Source organism: Leptotrichia sp. oral taxon 879 str. F0557, from assembly GCF_000469385.1.
GTDB lineage: Bacteria > Fusobacteriota > Fusobacteriia > Fusobacteriales > Leptotrichiaceae > Leptotrichia > Leptotrichia mesophila.
Window position 1 is genome coordinate 20,626 of the sequence record NZ_KI271333.1, and the last position, 18,494, is coordinate 39,119.

Here is an 18,494-nt window from a genome sequence, read left to right on the forward strand (position 1 = left end):
AATCAAAATTTTAGAAAGGAAATATCAGAATTATGAAAAAAAGTTTTTTAGTATTTTGTTTACTTATATCAATGTTTATCATCTCTTGTGGAAAATCTGGCAATGATGGTAAATCAGCAGCATTTAACATTGAAGCTGAACCAACATCTTTAGATCCCCAAGTTTTAACTGATATCAGTGGATTTATGGTTACAAATATGACTTATGAGCCACTTGTAAGGCTAAATGAAAAAAATGAAGTTGTTCCTGCTGGAGCTGAAAGCTGGACTAAATCAGAAGACGGAAAAGTATGGACATTTAAAATCAGACAAGGAATGAAATGGAGCAACGGAGATCCTGTTACAGGAAAAGACTACTTTAACGGAATCAAAAGAGGAATCGATCCTAAAACTCGATCTGAATATTCAATACTTACTTTCTACATTGAAAATGCAGAGAACTTTAATAATGGAACTATAAAAGACTTTGGACAAGTTGGAGTAAAATTAAAAGACGACTATACACTTGAATTTACTTTATCAAAACCTGCACCATTCTTTATAAAAACATTAATTATGCCAGTTTACTTCCCAGTTAATGAAAAAGCATTGGCCACTAATGGCGAAGCGTACGCAACTGAAGCTGATAAATCAATTTATAATGGGCCATTTATAATGGAAGAATGGGAACATAATAGTAAAGTTGTTATGAAGAAAAATCCTAATTACTGGAATGCTCAAAATATAAAATTAGACACTCTTACAGCAACAATTGTAGCAGATCTTGATGCCGCTACAAATTTCTTTGAAAATAAAGAGTTAGATTTAACAAGAATTTCTGTAGAAAAGATGGAAAGTTACAAAGGAAAACCAGAATTACATACAGTTCCTGATGGAAGAGTATACTATTTTGGATTTAATCGTTCAAATCCTGTGTTAAAAAATATAAAAATTAGACAGGCATTATCTCTTGCAATAGATAGAAAACAGCTTGTTGACAGTGTTCTAAACGGAGTTGGACTTCCTGCTTCAGGAGTTGTTGCACTTGGAAACGCTGGAGAAAAAGGTGACTTTAGAAAAGAAGCTGGAGATTTATTTGCACAATTCTCAAACATTACTCCAAAACAGTTGTTTGATGAAGGATTAAAAGAATTAAATATTACTCCTGCACAAGTTAAGTTAAAATTAACTGTTGACGAAAAGGGAACTGGTAAAAAAGAAGCAGAATTTTATCAAGCTCAATGGAAAGAAAAATTAGGAATTGATGTAGAAGTAGAAGTTCTGACTACTAAAGAAAGAATTGCACGTGCAAAAGCTGGAGAATTTGATATAGTAAGATATGGTTGGGGACCTGATTATGCAGATCCTATGACTTACCTTGAAATTTTCCACTCAAAATCAAAAGATCTTAATTTTGCTAAATATTCAAATCCTGAGTATGACAAATTAATTGACTTGGCTAAAGTTAACCAAGATAATAAAACTAGAATGGATGCGATGAAAAAAGCAGAAAAATTACTATCAGACGACTTTACATATTCAGCACTTTACTATCAAGTAGGGGTATATTTAATAAATCCTAACTTAAAAGGTGTTGTTTTACGTTCAGTTGGAGATTCTGTAGACTTTTATAGTGCTTATATCACAAAATAATTTTAATTTACTAATTTAATACGCCAAAAGAAAGGGTGAGTGCAAGTATGAAGAAAATATTACTAATCTTTACAATATTACTGGCTTTCGTTATTTCCTGTGGAAAAGGTGAAGATTCTGAAACATTAAAGCTCAACTTAAAAGAAGAAGGGAAATCTTATGATCCACAGCTTGCAAATGATTCAACGGGAGAATTTGTGGATTCACTTATTGCTGAAACATTAACAAGACAGGCAGAAGATGGAAAATCTATTCCTGGTGTGGCAGAAAAATGGGAACACAACGAAAATTCAACAGTGTGGACATTCCACTTGAGAAAAAATGCAAAATGGAGCAATGGTGATCCTATTACGGCAAAAGACTTTAGAGATGGTTGGGTTAGAGCATTAAAACCTGAAACAGCAGGAGAATATGCAGACAAATTATTTTACATAAAAAATGCTGAACAATTTAATGCAGGAAAAATTAAAGATGAAAATCAGCTTGGTATAAAGGTTATCGATGATTACACACTAGAAGTAACATTGAACAATCCTCTTACCTACTTTGATTCGATTGTAAGAATTCAGACTTATGCTCCTCTAAACAAAAAATTCTATGATAAAGTAGGAGAAAAATATATGACATCTCCTGAAACATCAATTTCATCAGGTGTATATATAATAAAATCTTGGACAAGAGATTCAGAAATTGTATTCGAAAAAAATGAAAACTACTGGAATAAAGATAACATCAAATTAAAATCTATAAAGATGTTATTTATAAATGATCCTAATGCCAGCGTAAATGCTTTTAAAAATGGAGAAATTGACTCAACAAACATCTCTATTGAGCAGGCTAAGGAATTTAAGAATGACAAACGTAAACTGCTTACAAAAGATGGTTCTGTCTGGTATATGACATACAACATGAAAAATAAAGTTCTTGCGAACAAAAAAATTAGACAAGCTTTATCACTTGCTGTAGATAGAGAAAAATTAATTACAGATGTACTTGATAATACAGGAGAAGCTGCTTACACTTATACAACAAAAGGTGTTGGAATCAACGGTATTTCAAAAGATTTCTCTGAAGAAGCAGGAAAAATTTTCCCAGCTTACAATCCACAAAAAGCAAAACAATTGCTAGCAGAAGGATTAAAAGAGCTAGGGTTACAAAAATTGCCTGATTTGACAATGATTTTCAATGATTCTGGAAATAATAAGGTTATTTCTGAGTATATTCAGGAAAGTTTAAGAACAAATTTAGGAGTAAACCTTAAAATTGAAGGAATGACATTCCAATCAAGACTAGATAAAATGCAACACAGAGATTATGAAATTGCTCTTGCAGGTTACAACGGAGATTATAACGATGCAATCACTTACTTAGATAGATTCCTGACAAAAGATGGAAACAATTTTTCAGATTACTCTAACCCTCGTTACGACGAACTTGTGAAAAAAGTTAAAAGTTCTGGAAATCAGGAAGAAAGAGTTAAGAATATGATTGAAATGGAAAGAATAATTGCAGAAGATATGCCTGTGGGACTACTTTACTATAGACAAAATACAAAATTATTGAATCCAAGAGTTCATAACATTGTATTTAGTCCAATAGGAAAAGATTTCGTTTTGGATAATACTTATATAAAATAATAAATAAAATTGTTTAATTTTGAAATTATTCAATAAATTTAATATAAAATTTTGAAGGAGAAAACTGTTATGAAAAAAATATTAGCTATGTTAATGATGCTGATTTTCGTTATTTCTTGCGGGAAAAGTGGCGGAAATAGCAAAACGTTTACTTTAAATTTGACGGATGAGCCAAAATCTATTGATCCACAAATTTCAACGGAAATAATGGGAGGAACTGTTGATGATCTTTTAACGGAAGGATTGACTAGAAAAGGGAAAAATGGAACATTTGAGCCAGGACTTGCTAAAAGCTGGGATAAATCAGCTGATGGATTAAAATGGACATTTCATTTAAGAGATAATCTAAAATGGAGCAATGGTGATCCAATTACTGCCCAAGACTTTAAAAATGGATGGCTTCGTGCATTAAAACCTGAAACAGCTTCTGAATATGCATATATGCTTTATCCAATAAAAAATGCAGAAAAATATAATAAAAAAGAAGGAACTGCAGAAGAAGTTGGAATAAAAGTTATCGACGATAAAACTTTGGAAGTAGAACTTGGAACTCCAGTTCCATATTTTGACAGCCTTGTAGCATTCAAAACTTACATGCCATTAAATCAAAAATTCTTTGATGAAACAAAAGATTCATATTTTACAGAATCTGAAAAAACAATATCTTCAGGTGCCTACACAATGGAAAGCTGGACACATGGCTCAGAAATAGTATTCAAAAAAAATCCTAATTACTGGGATGCACCTAATGTAAAAGTTGAAAATATTGTGTACAAAATAATAACTGATAATAATTCAGCATTAAATGCATTTAATAACAAGGAAGTAGATGTAACTTCAATTACTGCTGAACAAGCAAAAAGATTTAAAGATGATCCAAAAATGGTTTCGAGTAATGATGGATCAGTATGGTATTTGCTATTTAACTTTAACAATAAGACGTTAGCAAATGTAAAAATCAGAAAAGCTCTTCTTATGTCAGTTGACAGAGAAGGTTTAGTAAAAAATGTATTAAATGGATATGGAACAGCAGCAAAAACTCTTGTTCCAAAAGGAATAGGAATAAAAGGATTAAATGACAAGGACTTTACAGAACAAGTTCCTACTTCAACATTAACATACAATCCTGCGGAAGCTAAAAAATTATTAGCAGAAGGACTGAAGGAAACAGGAGCAGCAAAATTCCCTGATATGTCTATGTTAATTAATGAAAGTGGAAATAATAAAGTTATTGCAGAATACATTCAAGAACAATTAAGAAAAAATTTAGGTATTGAATTAAATCTGGAAATAATGACTGCTCAAGAAAGATTCTCAAGAATGAAGCAAAAAAACTTTGACTTAGTTCTTGCAGGATGGTCTGGAGATTATCCTGATGCAGTCACTTACTTAGATTTGTTTGAATCAACAGGTGGAACTAACTATGGTTCATATAAAAACCCTCAATATGATGCTTTAGTTAAGACTGTCAGAGGAACAGCCGATCAAAATGTCAGAATTCCTGCACTTGTTAAACTTGAAGGAATAATTGCAGAAGATTTACCAGTTGGTGTGCTTTTCCATAGAGAAAAACAATATCTAGTTAATGAAAGAGTTCAAGGTCTTGGATTTGTTGCAATTGGTGGAGAATATTATTTTGGAAATCTATCATTGAAATAAGTTAAATTATGGGGGTAGTATGTTACCCCCCTCTATTTAATAATCTAAATTTTTGAAAAAACATTTAAAATAGGAGGAAATAAATTAATGAAAAAGCTGTTTTTAATATTGACATTGCTAATGTTTGTGCTTTCGTGTGGAAGTAAAAATGGAAGTAATGGAAATACATTTACATTAAATATAGTAACTGAACCATCGTCAATTGATCCGCAAATAACAACAGACGTTCCTGGTGGAACTGTTGATGAATTAATTTTAGAAGGTCTTTTAAGAAAAGACAAGACTGGTAAATCTGTTGCTGGAATTGCTGAAAAATGGGAAAAATCAGAAGACGGACTTGTTTGGACGTTCCATTTAAGAGACGGTGTGAAATGGAGCAACGGAGATCCTGTTACTGCAAAGGACTTTAAAGCTGGATGGCTTCGTGGATTAAATCCTGACACAGCAGGAAGTAATGCAAGTATGTTATTTGTAATAAAAAATGGAGAAAAATACAATGCTAAAAAAGCTTCAGAAAATGAAGTTGGAATAAAAGTTATTGATGATAAAACATTACAAGTAACTTTGGAAGCACCTACTCCATATTTTGATGATTTAGTTACGTTCAAATCATTTATGCCGTTAAACCAAAAATTCTACAACGAAGTAAAGGATAAATACTTTACAGATGCTGAATACACAATTTCAAACGGTCCTTACACTATGGAAAGCTGGACTCACGACTCAGAATTAAAATTCAAAAAAAATCCTAACTACTGGGACGCATCTAATGTAAAAACTGACAATGTCGTATTAAAAATAATCGCTACAGATTCAGCTGTTAATGCTTTTAAAAACAAAGAAGTTGATGTAACTGCTATAACTTTTGAACAAGCAAAAGAATTTGCTGGAAAACCAGAACTTGTAAAAGCTGATGATGGTGGAATTTACTACTTGCTATTCAACACAAAAGAAAATGTATTTAAAAATGCAAAAGTAAGACGTGCAATAACTATGGCAATAAATAGAGATGAACTTATAAACAAAGTTCTTGAAGGCTCTGAAAAAGCGACTAAAGCATTCACTCCAACTGGAATTGGACTAAACGGAATTGCAAAAGATTTCGCACAGGAAGTTACAACTGACCAGCCTAAATTCAACGTTGAAGAAGCTAAGAAATTACTAGCAGAAGGACTTAGAGAAGAAGGATTAACAGAACTTCCAAGATTTGAAATTTTATTTAATGACACAGGAAGCAGAAAAGCCATTGTTGAATACATTCAAGAAAACTTGAGAAATAACTTGGGAGCAAATGTCGAACTGGATGTTGTAACAGGTAAGGAACGTGTTGAAAGAACTAAAAAACGTGACTATCAAGTTGCTCTTATGAACTGGACTGGAGATTTCCTAGATCCTATCACATATTTAGATTTATTTGACAGCACAAATGCAAACAACCGTGGAGATTTCAAAAACGCAAGATATGACGAATTAACTAAAATTGTAAAAAGCTCTGCTGATCCAAAAGTAAGAGTTCCAGCAATGCTAGAAATGGAAAAACTTATCTCTGAAGAGCAACCAGTTACAATCTTATTCCAAAAACAAAAACTTTACTTAGTAAATCCAAAAGTTAAAAATCTAGGATTTGTATCAATTGGTGGAGAGTTCTTTATAAGAGATGTTGTAATGAATTAACTTAACATAAGGGCATCACACTACATGCCCTTACAATTTTGATTTAGTAATTATTTTAATTAAATTAATGACCTATAGATGTATAATAAAATTCAACAAATTTAATACTAAACCTCGTTTAAAAATGAAAATTATATCTTAAATTACTTGAAAACATTAAGTTTATATCCTTTATTAGAAAAGTTTGTAATAAATTCGTTATTTAAATGGAGGTTAGTATAAAGTAAATTAGTGAATATCTTAATAAAAAGGAATATAATTTTATGAAAAATAAATTTATCCTGCTGGACAGAGATGGTGTAATAAATGTAGAAAAATCATATTTATATAAAATCGAAGATTTTGAATACGAAAAAAATGTAATTAAAGGACTTCAGGAATTACGTGATTTAGGCTATAAATTTGCGATTATAACAAATCAAGCGGGAATTGCAAGAGGATATTATACAGAAGATGATTATTTAAAATTACAGGATTTTATTGAAAAAGATTTGTTAAAAAATGGTATAAAAATTGAAAAATCGTACTTTTGTCCGCACCACCCAAATGTTGAGGGTAAATATGGAATTGAGTGCAGTTGTCGAAAACCAAATACGGGAAATTTTGAACTTGCAATAAACGAATTTGATATTGATGTTAAAAATTCTTTTATGATAGGCGATAAGATAACTGATTTGATTCCTGCAGAAAAACTGGGTATTACATCTATTCTAATAAAAACAGGGTACGGCTTGAAAAGTTTAGAAGAACTTAAAGAAACAGGATTAAAGCCTATGGTTGTAAATGATATTCTAGATTTTTCAGAAAAATTGAAAAATAATAAAAAATAAAAAATAATTAAAAAAGGGCATTAATAAAAATAGAATGTCCTTTTGTTTTATTCTATTTAATTAGAAGAAGCTGCCATTTGTGACAGCTTTAAATTTAATTTATGAGTTCCTTCACTTAGAAGTAACGGAACACCTAAATTTAATTTTTAATAAAATAGCTTGATTGAATATAATATTAACATTTTTTTTAAAATTTGTCAAGAAGTTTTTTTTTATTTAGAAAATTAGAAAATTTTAATAAAGTAAAAAATTTGAAATATACCTTGAAATGTGATAAAATAAATAAGTTTATTGAAATATGCTGTAGACATTTTAAGATTAAATTAGTAAATCTAAATGAAATTGAAATAAAATCAGATAGTTCTTTAAATTTAATTTTAAAGTGATTTTACCATGTGTTTTGATAAATATGATTTTAGTAATCAAAAATAAATAGAAAAATAAGAGATGTGTTTTATTATATATTCATTCTTCTTAATGCTAGATTGTCAAAAGCTAGAAAAGTAGAATTTTATAAAATAATGCAATCTCTAAACTTGGTTTTAAATTAGCTTTATTAAAGCTATCTTTTATTTATTTAGAGAACTGGAAAGAGAAAGCAATGAAAAAAAGATTGGATGTAATCCTTGTGGAGAAAGAATATTTTGAAACACGAGAAAAGGCAAAACGGGAGATAATGGCAGGAAATGTTATTGTAAATGACCAAGTTGTAACAAAGGCTGGAACAATATTTAAAGACAACGGTGAACTGAACATCCGTATAAAAGATAAATTGAAATATGTAAGCCGTGGTGGATTAAAATTGGAAAAAGCCATAAAAACTTGGGATTTGGATTTTAGTGATAAATTGGTGCTTGATATTGGAGCGTCTACAGGTGGATTTTCAGATTGTGCATTGCAAAATGGAGCAAAGCGTGTATATAGTGTTGATGTTGGTAAAAACCAGCTTGATTGGAAACTAAGAAATGACTATAGGATAGTCTCGCTTGAAGAAATGCATATAAAAGACTTGAAAGAAGAAGATATTGAAAACCAAAAGGTTGATTTTATTGTAATAGATGTATCTTTTATTTCCCTAACGAAAGTGATTCCCTATTTCGAGAAGTTTCTTGCTAAAGATGGAAAGGCTGTAATGCTAGTTAAGCCACAATTTGAAGTAGGAAGGGAGAAAATTGGAAGAAATGGTGTTGTGGAAAATGAGGAATATCACGATGAAGCCATAAAAAAAATAATTCACTTTTCAAAAGAATATGGATACGAGCTAATTGGCGTTGAAGATTCTCCAATAAAAGGGGCAAAGGGTAATAAGGAGTTTTTAATGTTGCTAAAATTTCCGTAAAAAGTAGTTTTAGTAAAAAAACAGCAAAATACATGTTTAAAATTAAATGCAAAAATTTATTATAAAAATATATTTTTATAATTGTTAAAATACATTATTAGGAGGAAAAATGAAAAAGAACAAAATAATGCAGGCAGTATTAGGACTTATATTGGTAAGCATGCCTTTATTTGCAGCTACCACTATAATAAAAACAACAAGAAATGACAAGGATACAAGTGCCGGATATTCAAAAGACACAACAGAGCTGAATAGAATTGTGGATGTAATTAATATTATTGAAAACAACTATGTTGGAAAGGAAGAAACTCCAAGCAAAAAGGAACTTTATGAAGGAGCAGTGGCAGGAGTTGTAAGCAGACTTAAAGATCCTTATTCAGAATATTTGTCTAAAGCCGATTTAGCAGATTTTTCTGAAGATATGGAAGGAGAATATGTTGGGGTTGGAATGAGTATAAGTAAGAAAAAGGGAGAAGCTCTTGAAGTTGTTTCACCATTTATCGGAAGTCCAGCTGAAAAAGTCGGAATAAAAATAAAAGATAGAATTATAAAAGTTGACGGGAAAGATATCTTGCCGCTTACAGCCAATGAAACTGTAAAACTTCTGAAAGGTAAGGAAGGAACAAAAGTTGATGTAGAAGTAGTTAGGGAAGGTAAAAAAGAACCAATGAAATTTACATTGACAAGAGCTAAAATTAAACTGGAAATGGTTGAAAGCAAAATGCTTGAAAATAATATTGGTTACGTAAGCCTTTTAAGATTTGGAAATCACGTTGGAGCAGAAGTTGAAAAAGCAATTAAGGATTTACAATCTAAAGGAATGAAAGGATTAATATTGGATTTACGTTCTAATCCAGGAGGTTCATTACAAGAAGCACAAGATATTTCTTCACTTTTTGTAAAAGAAGATTTAATCGTTTACTTAAAGTATAAAAATGGACAACAAAGAAATTATAACAGAACTTCAAAAAATCTAGGTAATTTCCCATTAATCGTATTAACAAATAAAGCAAGCGCAAGTGCTTCTGAAATTGTTACAGGTGCAATTAAAGATTACAAACGTGGTACAATCATTGGAGAAAAAACATTTGGAAAAGGGATCGTTCAGCAAGTTATACCTTTGAGAACAGAAGATGCCATAAAACTTACTATTGCTCAATATTTTACACCAAAAGGGAACTACATTCATGAAAAAGGAATTGAGCCTGATATAGAAGTAAAAATGGAAGAGCTGCTTGCATTAAAAGGGTATGCAAACGACAGTGAACAAGCTAGAAAAAATAGAGAAAAAGAAATAGAAGATATTATTATAAAAGATAAAGGTAAAGAAGAAGCGGCTAAAATTATTTCAGCTGGGGATGTTCAACTAAAAAGAGCAATCGAAGAAATGAATAAAAAAATAAGTGGAACAGGAAAAAGAAAATAACCGTTATCAAAATTAATAAAAGAAATTAAAAATAGGAGAAATATATGTTTTATGTTGTTGGTACGCCAATTGGAAATTTAGAAGACATAACTTTTAGAGCAATAAAAGTTTTGAAGGAAGTTGATTATATTTTTGCAGAAGATACAAGAGTCACTAAAAAACTTCTTTCTCATTATGAAATCGAAAAAACGGTGTACCAATACCATGAACATAATAAACTTCATCAAATTACAAATATTATTAATCTTTTAAAAGATGAAAAAAAAATTGCACTTGTAACAGATGCTGGAACGCCGTGTATTTCAGATCCAGGCTTTGAGTTAGTAAATGAAATTTTAAAAGCAGGAATAAAAGTCGTTGGAATACCAGGAGCTTCATCAATTGTAACAGGTGCAAGTATTTCAGGGCTGGATATGCGAAGAATGGCATACGAAGGCTTTTTACCAAAGAAAAAAGGTAGACAGACACTTTTCAATAAATTAAAGGAAGAAGAACGAACAATTGTAATTTTAGAATCCCCCAACAGAATTTTAAAAACTTTAAAAGATATAAAAGAATATCTGGGAGAACGTTACGTTGTAATTACAAGGGAACTTACCAAAATCTATGAAGAAATAATCCGTGGAAATGTTTCTGAAATTATAGAAAAGTTAGAAGAAAAGCCAATTAAGGGAGAAATTGTTTTATTTATAAGGGCAATAAATGATGATGGTATTTATTTAAAAAATTAATAAAAATATATTTTTTTATGTTTTGTTGTTAATAAATATTTTTTCTATAATTTATATGTTTTTTCTTTTTTATAAAGCAAAGGGGAACAGTCGCCATCCCCTTTTATTTCGTAATATTAGTTATTTCAATTTCTTCAAATTATAATATTTGAAGATTTTAGCGAAAGTGCTACGCACTAATCTCGCCTTGTCTAAATATTTTTTGAAAACAAAAATTAAGCAAAATTTCGTTAATAGAAAAAGAATTGTTTGAGATTTTTGAATATAATTTGAATTGTAATTGTTTATAGAAATGAAATAATTGTTATTAAAAATCGAGTTTTTTTTTCTGTTATAAGAAAGTTTTGCGTAAAGCCAGAGTGCAGAGGTATAGCGTCTGATACCTCTGCGTTAAAAAAACTAATATAAATAAAATAAGAAAATAATTATTAATAAAAATAAATTGAAATAAAAATAAAAAATAATATGAAAAATAGATAGAAAAGGTTAATAATATTGAGTTTTTATCTTTAATTTTAAAATTAACCTTAATTTTAGGATTAAAAATAAAAATTTAGAGAGAAAATGGAGAAAATGAAAGAATGAATATAAACTGGTATCCAGGGCATATGAAGAAAACAAAGGATTTAATTGTTGAAAATCTTAAGATAATTGATGTTGTTATTGAGATTTTAGATGCAAGGATTCCGATTTCTAGTAAAAATCCAGATATTTCAAAGCTGGCAAATAATAAGAAAAAGATTATTGTTCTGAACAAAGTGGATTTGATTGATAGCAAGGAATTAAAAAGTTGGGAAGATTATTTTTTGAAAAATAATTTTTCTGATTATTTTGTAGCTTTGAGTGTAGAAAAAGGGACTAATTTTAATGAACTACGAAAAATTACAGATAAAATTTATGCTGAGAAATTGGAAAAAATGAAAAAAAAAGGACTTCGTAAAACTGAAGTAAGAGCTATGATTGTTGGGATTCCTAATGTTGGGAAGTCTAAATTTATTAATAAATTTGTGAATAAAAATAAAGCAAGAGTTGGAAATACTCCAGGATTTACACGTGGAAAGCAATGGATAAAAATTGATGAAAAATTGGAATTGCTGGATACACCAGGAGTTTTATGGCCAAAGTTTGAAGATGATGAGGTAGCTTATAATTTAGCGATTACTGGCTCAATAAAGGATAATGTATTACAATTGGAGCATGTTGCAATTAAATTTTTAGATAAATTAAAGGATTTGGGAAAAATTGAAAATCTTGTAAAAGTGTATAATTTGGAAGAATATATAACTAATGAGGAAATTTTGGGATTGGAAAACCATAAGATACTGGAAATTTTGGAAAAACGGCTTGGTGTTTCTAAAAATGATGAACATAATTATGAAATTATTTCGAGAAGACTTATGAAAGATTATAGAATGGGGAAAATAGGCAAGTTCTTCTTGGAAATCCCTAAAAATTAGCAGATAAGAGTTTTTTTATTTAAATTGAAATAGAACTTATATAAAAAATAATAAGAGATAGAATAAAAAATGATTATTTGTGTGAAAATTTATAGTAGCCTAAAAAAATTTTAAGAGAGTAAAAATAAAATTGAAATAAGGCTTTATTATAGAAGGAGAAATATAAAAATGAGAATTGGAATATTTACAGATACATACAGACCTCAAGTAAATGGAGTTGTAAGTTCGATTATGACACTTGAGAAGGAGCTTAGAAAGCTGGGACATAAAGTGTACATTATTACTACGACTGATCCAGATGCACCTCAAGTTGAGCCTAATGTTTTACGAATACCAAGTATGGAATTTAAGCCGTTGCCACAGTATAGACTGGGAATGATTTATTCTTCAAAAATAATAAAAAAGATAAAGCGGCTGGAATTAGATATTATTCATTCACAGACAGAATGGGGTGTAGGAACATTTGCGAGATTTGCTGCAATTAATCTTGAAATACCGCTTGTTCATACATATCACACGTTATATGAATATTATACACATTATATTTTTGGTTCGAGATTTGTTTCAGCTGGGAAAAAGATTGCAGCTGCGATTAGTAAATTTTATTGTGAAAAATGTAATGGACTGATTGTACCAACAAGGAAAGTTGAAGATATTTTGTATTCTTATGGTGTTGACCAGACAATGAACATTATTCCAACTGGACTGGAATTGGATAAATTTTATCGTGGAAATTATTCCGATGAAGATTTGGAATTTATGAGAGAAAATTTTGGAATAGAGAAAAGTGATTTTCTTTGTGTGTATATCGGGCGGATTGCCGAAGAAAAAAGTATTGATTTGTTAATTGATATGTTTTCTAAAATTAAGGATGAAAACTTTAAATTTATGATTGTTGGGCGTGGGAGAATTTTGGATGACTTGAAGAAACAAGCTGAGGATCTTGGTATTTCAGATAGAGTTATTTTTACAGGGGAAGTGCCACATGATAAAGTTGCTGCCTATTATCAAATGGGGGATGTATTTCTAAATGCGAGCATATCGGAAACGCAAGGACTTACATTTGTTGAGGCAATGGCTGCTAAAACACCTGTTGTGGCAAGATATGACTTAAATCTGGAAGACTTGCTTGTAAAGAACGAAGCAGGGCTTGTTTACAGAACAGAAGAAGAATTTATTAATTCTATAATGCTTTTAAAAGAAGATAAGGAATTTAGAGAAAAAATTATCGAAAATGCTTTTGTCGCTTCACAAGATTACACAGCACAGAAATTTGGAGAACGAGTAGAAGCAGTTTACAAAAAAACAATAGAGGAGTATGATAGTCGTGAAAGTTTTACTATATTCAGAGGGGAAAAGTTCCTTCAGCAAATCCGGCGTTGGACAAGCCTTAAATCATCAGGTAGAAGCCCTTGGAGCAAATAATATTGAAGTTACGCAGAATCCTGAAGATAATTATGATTTGGCACATATAAATACTGTTGCACTAAAATCTTATGAAGTATTAAAACAGGCAAAGAAAAAAGGGAAGCCTGTAATTTATCATACACATACAACTTATGAAGATTTTCGAGGAAGTATAAAAGGAAGTTATGTTTTATCGCCAATTATAAAATTCTGGACAAAGAAATTATATAATGAAGCAGATTATTTGATTTCTCCATCAGAATATACAAAAAATCTTATAAAATCAAAATATTTAGAGAAAGAAAAAGAAATTAGAGTAATTTCAAACGGTGTAAATATAAATAAATTTAATAAAAATGAAGTTTTAAAAGAAAAATTTTTAAATGAATATAAATCAGTATATGACATAAATAAGCCGTTAATTATAACAGCTGGATTACCTTTTGAGAGAAAAGGGATAAAAGATTTTGTAAAAGTAGCACAGGAATGTAGTGATTATCAATTTCTTTGGTTTGGTTCGTCAAGCGTAAAGTCAATGCTTCCTGACAAAATACAGAAAATTATTGAAAATCCACCAAAAAATCTAATTTTTCCAGGATATGTCGATAAAGATATTTTAATTGGAGCATTTAGTGCTGCAAAAGCCTTTTTATTTATGACTTACGAAGAAAACGAAGGAATTGTGGTGCTGGAAGCGCTTTCAGCAAAATTACCGCTTGTAGTGAGAGATATTCCTGTGTATCAAGATTGGCTGGAAGATGGAAAAACTTGTTTTAAGGCTAGGACTAACGAAGAATTTTGCCAAAAAATAAGGAATATTGTGGAAAACAATGTGGAAAACTTGGATGGAATTACAGAAACAGCATACAGTATTGCTAAAGAAAGAGATTTATTAAATATAGGAAAAAAATATAAAGAATACTATGAGTATATATTGAATAAAAAAAAATAAATAACTTTTCGTAAAAAATCAATAAATTCAAAAGAGAAAACCGTTAGAATAAATAAAAATGGTTTTCTTTTTTATTTTGGGTATTTCAATTTACATCTATTAGCCTTTATCTCAATTTGTTTTTTATGTGATTCTCTATTTAATACTAATTCTCTTTTAAAAATAGTAATAAATTTTTATAATAGGATTGTTCAATAGCTAATACTATAGTAAAACTAGTTTAAAACAGAACTCAAAAATTATGACTATTTTACTCAAACCCTAAATTATATAATTTCTATCAGTTCAATTTTAAACGGGTTCGAGTATGTTTTCATTAAATAGTGAATGTTTAATAAATTACACTATTTTCTAATGAGAAATTAGTATTATATAAGAAAAATTTTATAATCATTGTGACTTTTAAAAAAATTTTGCTTTACAAAATATTTGAATAGGAGTATAATATTTGTATAGCTAAAAGATATTAGTTAATTTAAAATATAGAGGAGATGATTGAAATGGCTGGAATAGTAAAAAATCAAGGTGGATTAGCTTTTAGTGGGGATAATTATAAAGTGGTGAAGGAAATTTTAGATTCAGGAGAAAAAATTCCTTTGCATAATCATGAAGGAGAAGATGTCATAATTTCAGTTCTGAAAGGAAAATTGGAAATACATTTGAATGATGATGAAATACATACTTTAGTGCCTGGTGATATCATTGGTTTTGATGGGAAGAATCTTGTTAAGGGTACTGCATTGGAGTATACAGAATTTAATGAAACGCTTATAAAAAAATAATCTTTACAAAATTAAAAAAATATAGTATAATATTTTCATATACAAATTAAAAGATTAATAACTATGAATATTTTACTATATAATAAAAAAATGTATTTTAATATAATAATATGTATGAATTTGTAGAGTTTATTTTAGAATTAATTGAAAAAATTTTATATGTAAGCTCATTTTAAAGTAAATAAATTGAAAAAATGAGATTACATGCTAGAAAGTCGAATAATCTTATTCGGCTTTTTTCTTTAAAAAATATTTATTTTTGGAGGTCTTGGAATGAAAAAAATTAAATTATTGCTAGGAGTTTTATTATTGCTGATTTTAGCCGTATCTTGTGGAAATAAAGCGAATGCTGGGAAAAAAAGGGTTATAAAAGTAGGGACAGATGGAGTTTATGCACCATTTTCGTTTAAGGATGAAAGTAACGGGAAATTGACAGGGTATGATGTTGAGGTTATTCAGGAAGTTGGAAAAAGAATAAATGCAGATATTGAATTTACAACTGTTCCTTGGGATAGTATATTTCTAGGGCTAGAGTCAAAAAGATATGACATTATTGCCAATGAAATTGAAAAAACTAAGGAAAGAGAAGAAAAGTATATTTTTTCTGATAAATATTTAGTTTCAGCTGCTCAGATTATTGTAAAAGAGGGAGAGAATAATATAAAGACTTTAAAGGATCTGGAAGGTAAAAGAGTAATTTCAGCAGTTGGAAGCAATTATTCAAAAACTGTTGAGGAATATAATAAAACGGCTGCTAAAAAGATAGATCTTAATTATTTTGATGGCGGAATTACATTGACATTGGTAGAAATAGCACAAGGAAAAGCGGATGCAACATTGAGCGACAGACTTGTGGTAAGTTACTATAAAAAACAGCAAGGAGATAAAGTTCAGCTGGTAGGGGAGCCTTTGAGTACAACTCCGACATTTTTCTTATTTAGAAAAGATAGCGAAGAATTAAGAAATGAAGTGAACAAAGTACTTGCTGAAATGAGGGCTGACGGAACGCTTGCTAAAATATCAGAAAAATGGTTTGGCGGAGATTATACGAAATAATTTATAAACAGGAGAAAAGTAATGAATAATAATGTACCTTTTTTAAACTGGGGATTTATGGTAAGAGCGATTCCAGAAATACTGAAAGCATTGCCAATGACTTTGAATATTGCGATTGTTACGATGATATTTTCGCTGATACTTAGTTTTTTTATTGCACTTGTGAGAATAAATAAAATTCCTGTGCTGACAAGGCTTGCTACAATTTATGTGTCCTTTATAAGAGGGACACCTCTTTTAGTTCAGATTTACCTTGCCTATTATGGATTGCCTAAAATATTAGATTATATACATTTAAAGTATGGATTTAATATAGATGTGAATAATATTCCTGCTATTATCTTTGTTTACGTAGCATTTATTTTAAATGTATCGGGTTATCTGTCAGAAACATTCAGGGCGGCAATTCAGTCGGTGGATAAAGGGCAAGTTGAAGCTGCATTGTCTATTGGAATGACAAAATGGCAGGCAATGAAAAGAATTGTACTTCCGCAGGCGATTATAATAACTTTTCCTAATTTTGGAAATACTTTTATAAGTTTGATAAAGGATTCCTCACTTGCTTTTTCAGTTTCAATTGTGGAAATGATTGGAAAGGCAAAAATAATTTCAGCTTCAGGACTGGATATTTTTGAAGCATATATCGTAGTTTCAGGAATTTACTGGGTTGTTTGTATAATTGTGGAAAAAGTAATGGGAATTGTGGAAAAGAAATTGAGAGTAGGTGGACTGTAAAATGATAAAGGTTGAAAATCTAAAACTGTCTTTTGGAAAAAATGAAGTTTTGAAAGGAATAAACTTTAAAATAGAAAAAGGACAGGTAATAAGCATTATAGGACCGAGTGGATCGGGAAAATCAACATTTTTACGAAGTCTTAATTTTCTTGAAACAGCTTCATCGGGAACAATAACTTTTGGAAACGAAACATTTGACTTGAGTAAAATAAATAAAAAAGATATAAACAGGCTTAGAAAAAATACGACAATGGTTTTTCAGAATTATAATTTATTCAAAAATAAAACTGCTTTGGAAAATGTAATTGAAGGTCTTTTGATTGTAAAAAAAATGAATAAGAACGAAGCAACAGAAATTGGATTGAAAATGCTTGAAAAAGTAGGGTTAAAAGATAAAGCCGAATTTTACCCAAATCAGCTTTCTGGAGGGCAGCAGCAAAGAGTGGGGATTGCAAGGGCGGTTGCGATGAGTCCAGAGGTAATTTTGCTTGATGAACCAACTTCGGCACTTGATCCTGAACTTATTGGAGAAGTTCTGAAAGTTATAAAAGATATGGTAAAAGAAAATATGACAATGATAATCGTTACCCATGAAATGCAATTTGCAAGGGAAGTTTCTGATTATATTGTATTTATGGATGGTGGAACAATCGTAACAGAAGGGAAGCCAGAAGAAATTTTTATTAATTCGAAAAATCAACGGTTACAAAATTTTCTGAAAAGGTATTCTGAAAGTGAAACTGAGATTTATTCAATATAGAAAGTAAAAAAATTTTTAAAAAACATCAAAAAATAGTAACAAAAAAAATCTCTAAATAAAAATATTTGGAGTTTTTTTTTCACATGTATAATGGACATGAGCTTTCGCTCTACATTTGTAATAACTGATTTATTTAGCTAATATCAGCCTAAGTCTGAGCATAAAGGAGCTACCTTTATACTTCTTAAACTCTATCAAATGATAGTTAAGATATACTGGAATTTCACCAATAACAACAACAAAGCATTCAGAATTTGGTATTCATAATTTAATCTGGTGGATTTTTGCCGTTGTAACTTTAACAATCAATTATAGTGACTTATTCAGTTCACATCAACCACCTAACAGATTTTGATTATTCCTTATAGTTTCTTGAGCTATCACCCTCAAGTCTTTTAAGGTTATTTTCCACAGGAAC

General features: G+C 29.9%; 15 protein-coding genes. All 15 read left to right on the forward strand.

Annotated features, from left to right (window positions below):
* Positions 1-32 precede the first annotated feature (32 nt).
* The 15 genes from HMPREF1552_RS06910 to HMPREF1552_RS06980 all read left to right on the forward strand — a co-directional run bounded on the left by HMPREF1552_RS06910 (position 33) and on the right by HMPREF1552_RS06980 (position 18,076).
* Positions 33-1,631 (forward strand): peptide ABC transporter substrate-binding protein, encoded by a 1,599-nt coding sequence (locus HMPREF1552_RS06910; protein WP_021744422.1) that lies wholly within the window; start codon positions 33-35, stop codon positions 1,629-1,631.
* 47 nt (positions 1,632-1,678) lie between these two features.
* A complete protein-coding gene (locus tag HMPREF1552_RS06915) occupies positions 1,679-3,268 on the forward strand; it encodes an ABC transporter substrate-binding protein (RefSeq protein WP_021744423.1) in 1,590 nt (529 codons plus the stop codon).
* Between the two features lie 69 nt (positions 3,269-3,337).
* Positions 3,338-4,927 carry a peptide ABC transporter substrate-binding protein gene (locus tag HMPREF1552_RS06920; protein WP_039901358.1) on the forward strand — a complete coding sequence of 530 codons (1,590 nt, stop codon included), beginning with the start codon at positions 3,338-3,340 and terminating at the stop codon, positions 4,925-4,927.
* A gap of 87 nt (positions 4,928-5,014) precedes the next feature.
* Positions 5,015-6,601 carry a peptide ABC transporter substrate-binding protein gene (locus HMPREF1552_RS06925; protein WP_021744425.1) on the forward strand — a complete coding sequence of 529 codons (1,587 nt, stop codon included), beginning with the start codon at positions 5,015-5,017 and terminating at the stop codon, positions 6,599-6,601.
* Between the two features lie 263 nt (positions 6,602-6,864).
* Entirely contained in the window at positions 6,865-7,431 is a 567-nt protein-coding gene (locus tag HMPREF1552_RS06930) for a D-glycero-beta-D-manno-heptose 1,7-bisphosphate 7-phosphatase (RefSeq protein WP_021744426.1), read from the forward strand.
* A 601-nt stretch (positions 7,432-8,032) separates the two neighbouring features.
* Positions 8,033-8,770, forward strand: a complete 738-nt coding sequence (locus HMPREF1552_RS06935) for a TlyA family RNA methyltransferase (RefSeq protein WP_021744428.1) — start codon at positions 8,033-8,035, stop codon at positions 8,768-8,770.
* 109 nt (positions 8,771-8,879) lie between these two features.
* The gene (locus HMPREF1552_RS06940) at positions 8,880-10,196 is read left to right on the forward strand and encodes a S41 family peptidase (protein WP_021744429.1); all 1,317 of its coding nucleotides are present in this window, start codon (positions 8,880-8,882) and stop codon (positions 10,194-10,196) included.
* 44 nt (positions 10,197-10,240) lie between these two features.
* Complete coding sequence (rsmI, locus tag HMPREF1552_RS06945; RefSeq protein WP_021744430.1) at positions 10,241-10,927, forward strand: 16S rRNA (cytidine(1402)-2'-O)-methyltransferase; 687 nt, start codon at positions 10,241-10,243, stop codon at positions 10,925-10,927.
* Between the two features lie 581 nt (positions 10,928-11,508).
* On the forward strand, positions 11,509-12,384 hold the full coding sequence (gene ylqF / locus HMPREF1552_RS06950) for a ribosome biogenesis GTPase YlqF (protein ID WP_021744431.1): 876 nt from the start codon (positions 11,509-11,511) through the stop codon (positions 12,382-12,384).
* Positions 12,385-12,552: 168 nt separating this feature from the next.
* Positions 12,553-13,809 (forward strand): glycosyltransferase family 4 protein, encoded by a 1,257-nt coding sequence (locus HMPREF1552_RS06955; RefSeq protein WP_021744432.1) that lies wholly within the window; start codon positions 12,553-12,555, stop codon positions 13,807-13,809.
* Entirely contained in the window at positions 13,703-14,743 is a 1,041-nt protein-coding gene (locus HMPREF1552_RS06960; protein ID WP_231370759.1) for a glycosyltransferase family 4 protein, read from the forward strand. The genes HMPREF1552_RS06955 and HMPREF1552_RS06960 overlap by 107 nt, the downstream gene beginning before the upstream one ends.
* A 500-nt stretch (positions 14,744-15,243) precedes the next feature.
* A complete protein-coding gene (locus HMPREF1552_RS06965; RefSeq protein ID WP_039901363.1) occupies positions 15,244-15,525 on the forward strand; it encodes a cupin domain-containing protein in 282 nt (93 codons plus the stop codon).
* 273 nt (positions 15,526-15,798) lie between these two features.
* On the forward strand, positions 15,799-16,581 hold the full coding sequence (locus HMPREF1552_RS06970; RefSeq protein ID WP_021744435.1) for a transporter substrate-binding domain-containing protein: 783 nt from the start codon (positions 15,799-15,801) through the stop codon (positions 16,579-16,581).
* 21 nt (positions 16,582-16,602) lie between these two features.
* Positions 16,603-17,316 carry an amino acid ABC transporter permease gene (locus tag HMPREF1552_RS06975; RefSeq protein WP_021744436.1) on the forward strand — a complete coding sequence of 238 codons (714 nt, stop codon included), beginning with the start codon at positions 16,603-16,605 and terminating at the stop codon, positions 17,314-17,316.
* Position 17,317: 1 nt separating this feature from the next.
* Positions 17,318-18,076 carry an amino acid ABC transporter ATP-binding protein gene (locus HMPREF1552_RS06980; RefSeq protein ID WP_021744437.1) on the forward strand — a complete coding sequence of 253 codons (759 nt, stop codon included), beginning with the start codon at positions 17,318-17,320 and terminating at the stop codon, positions 18,074-18,076.
* Positions 18,077-18,494: the final 418 nt, after the last annotated feature.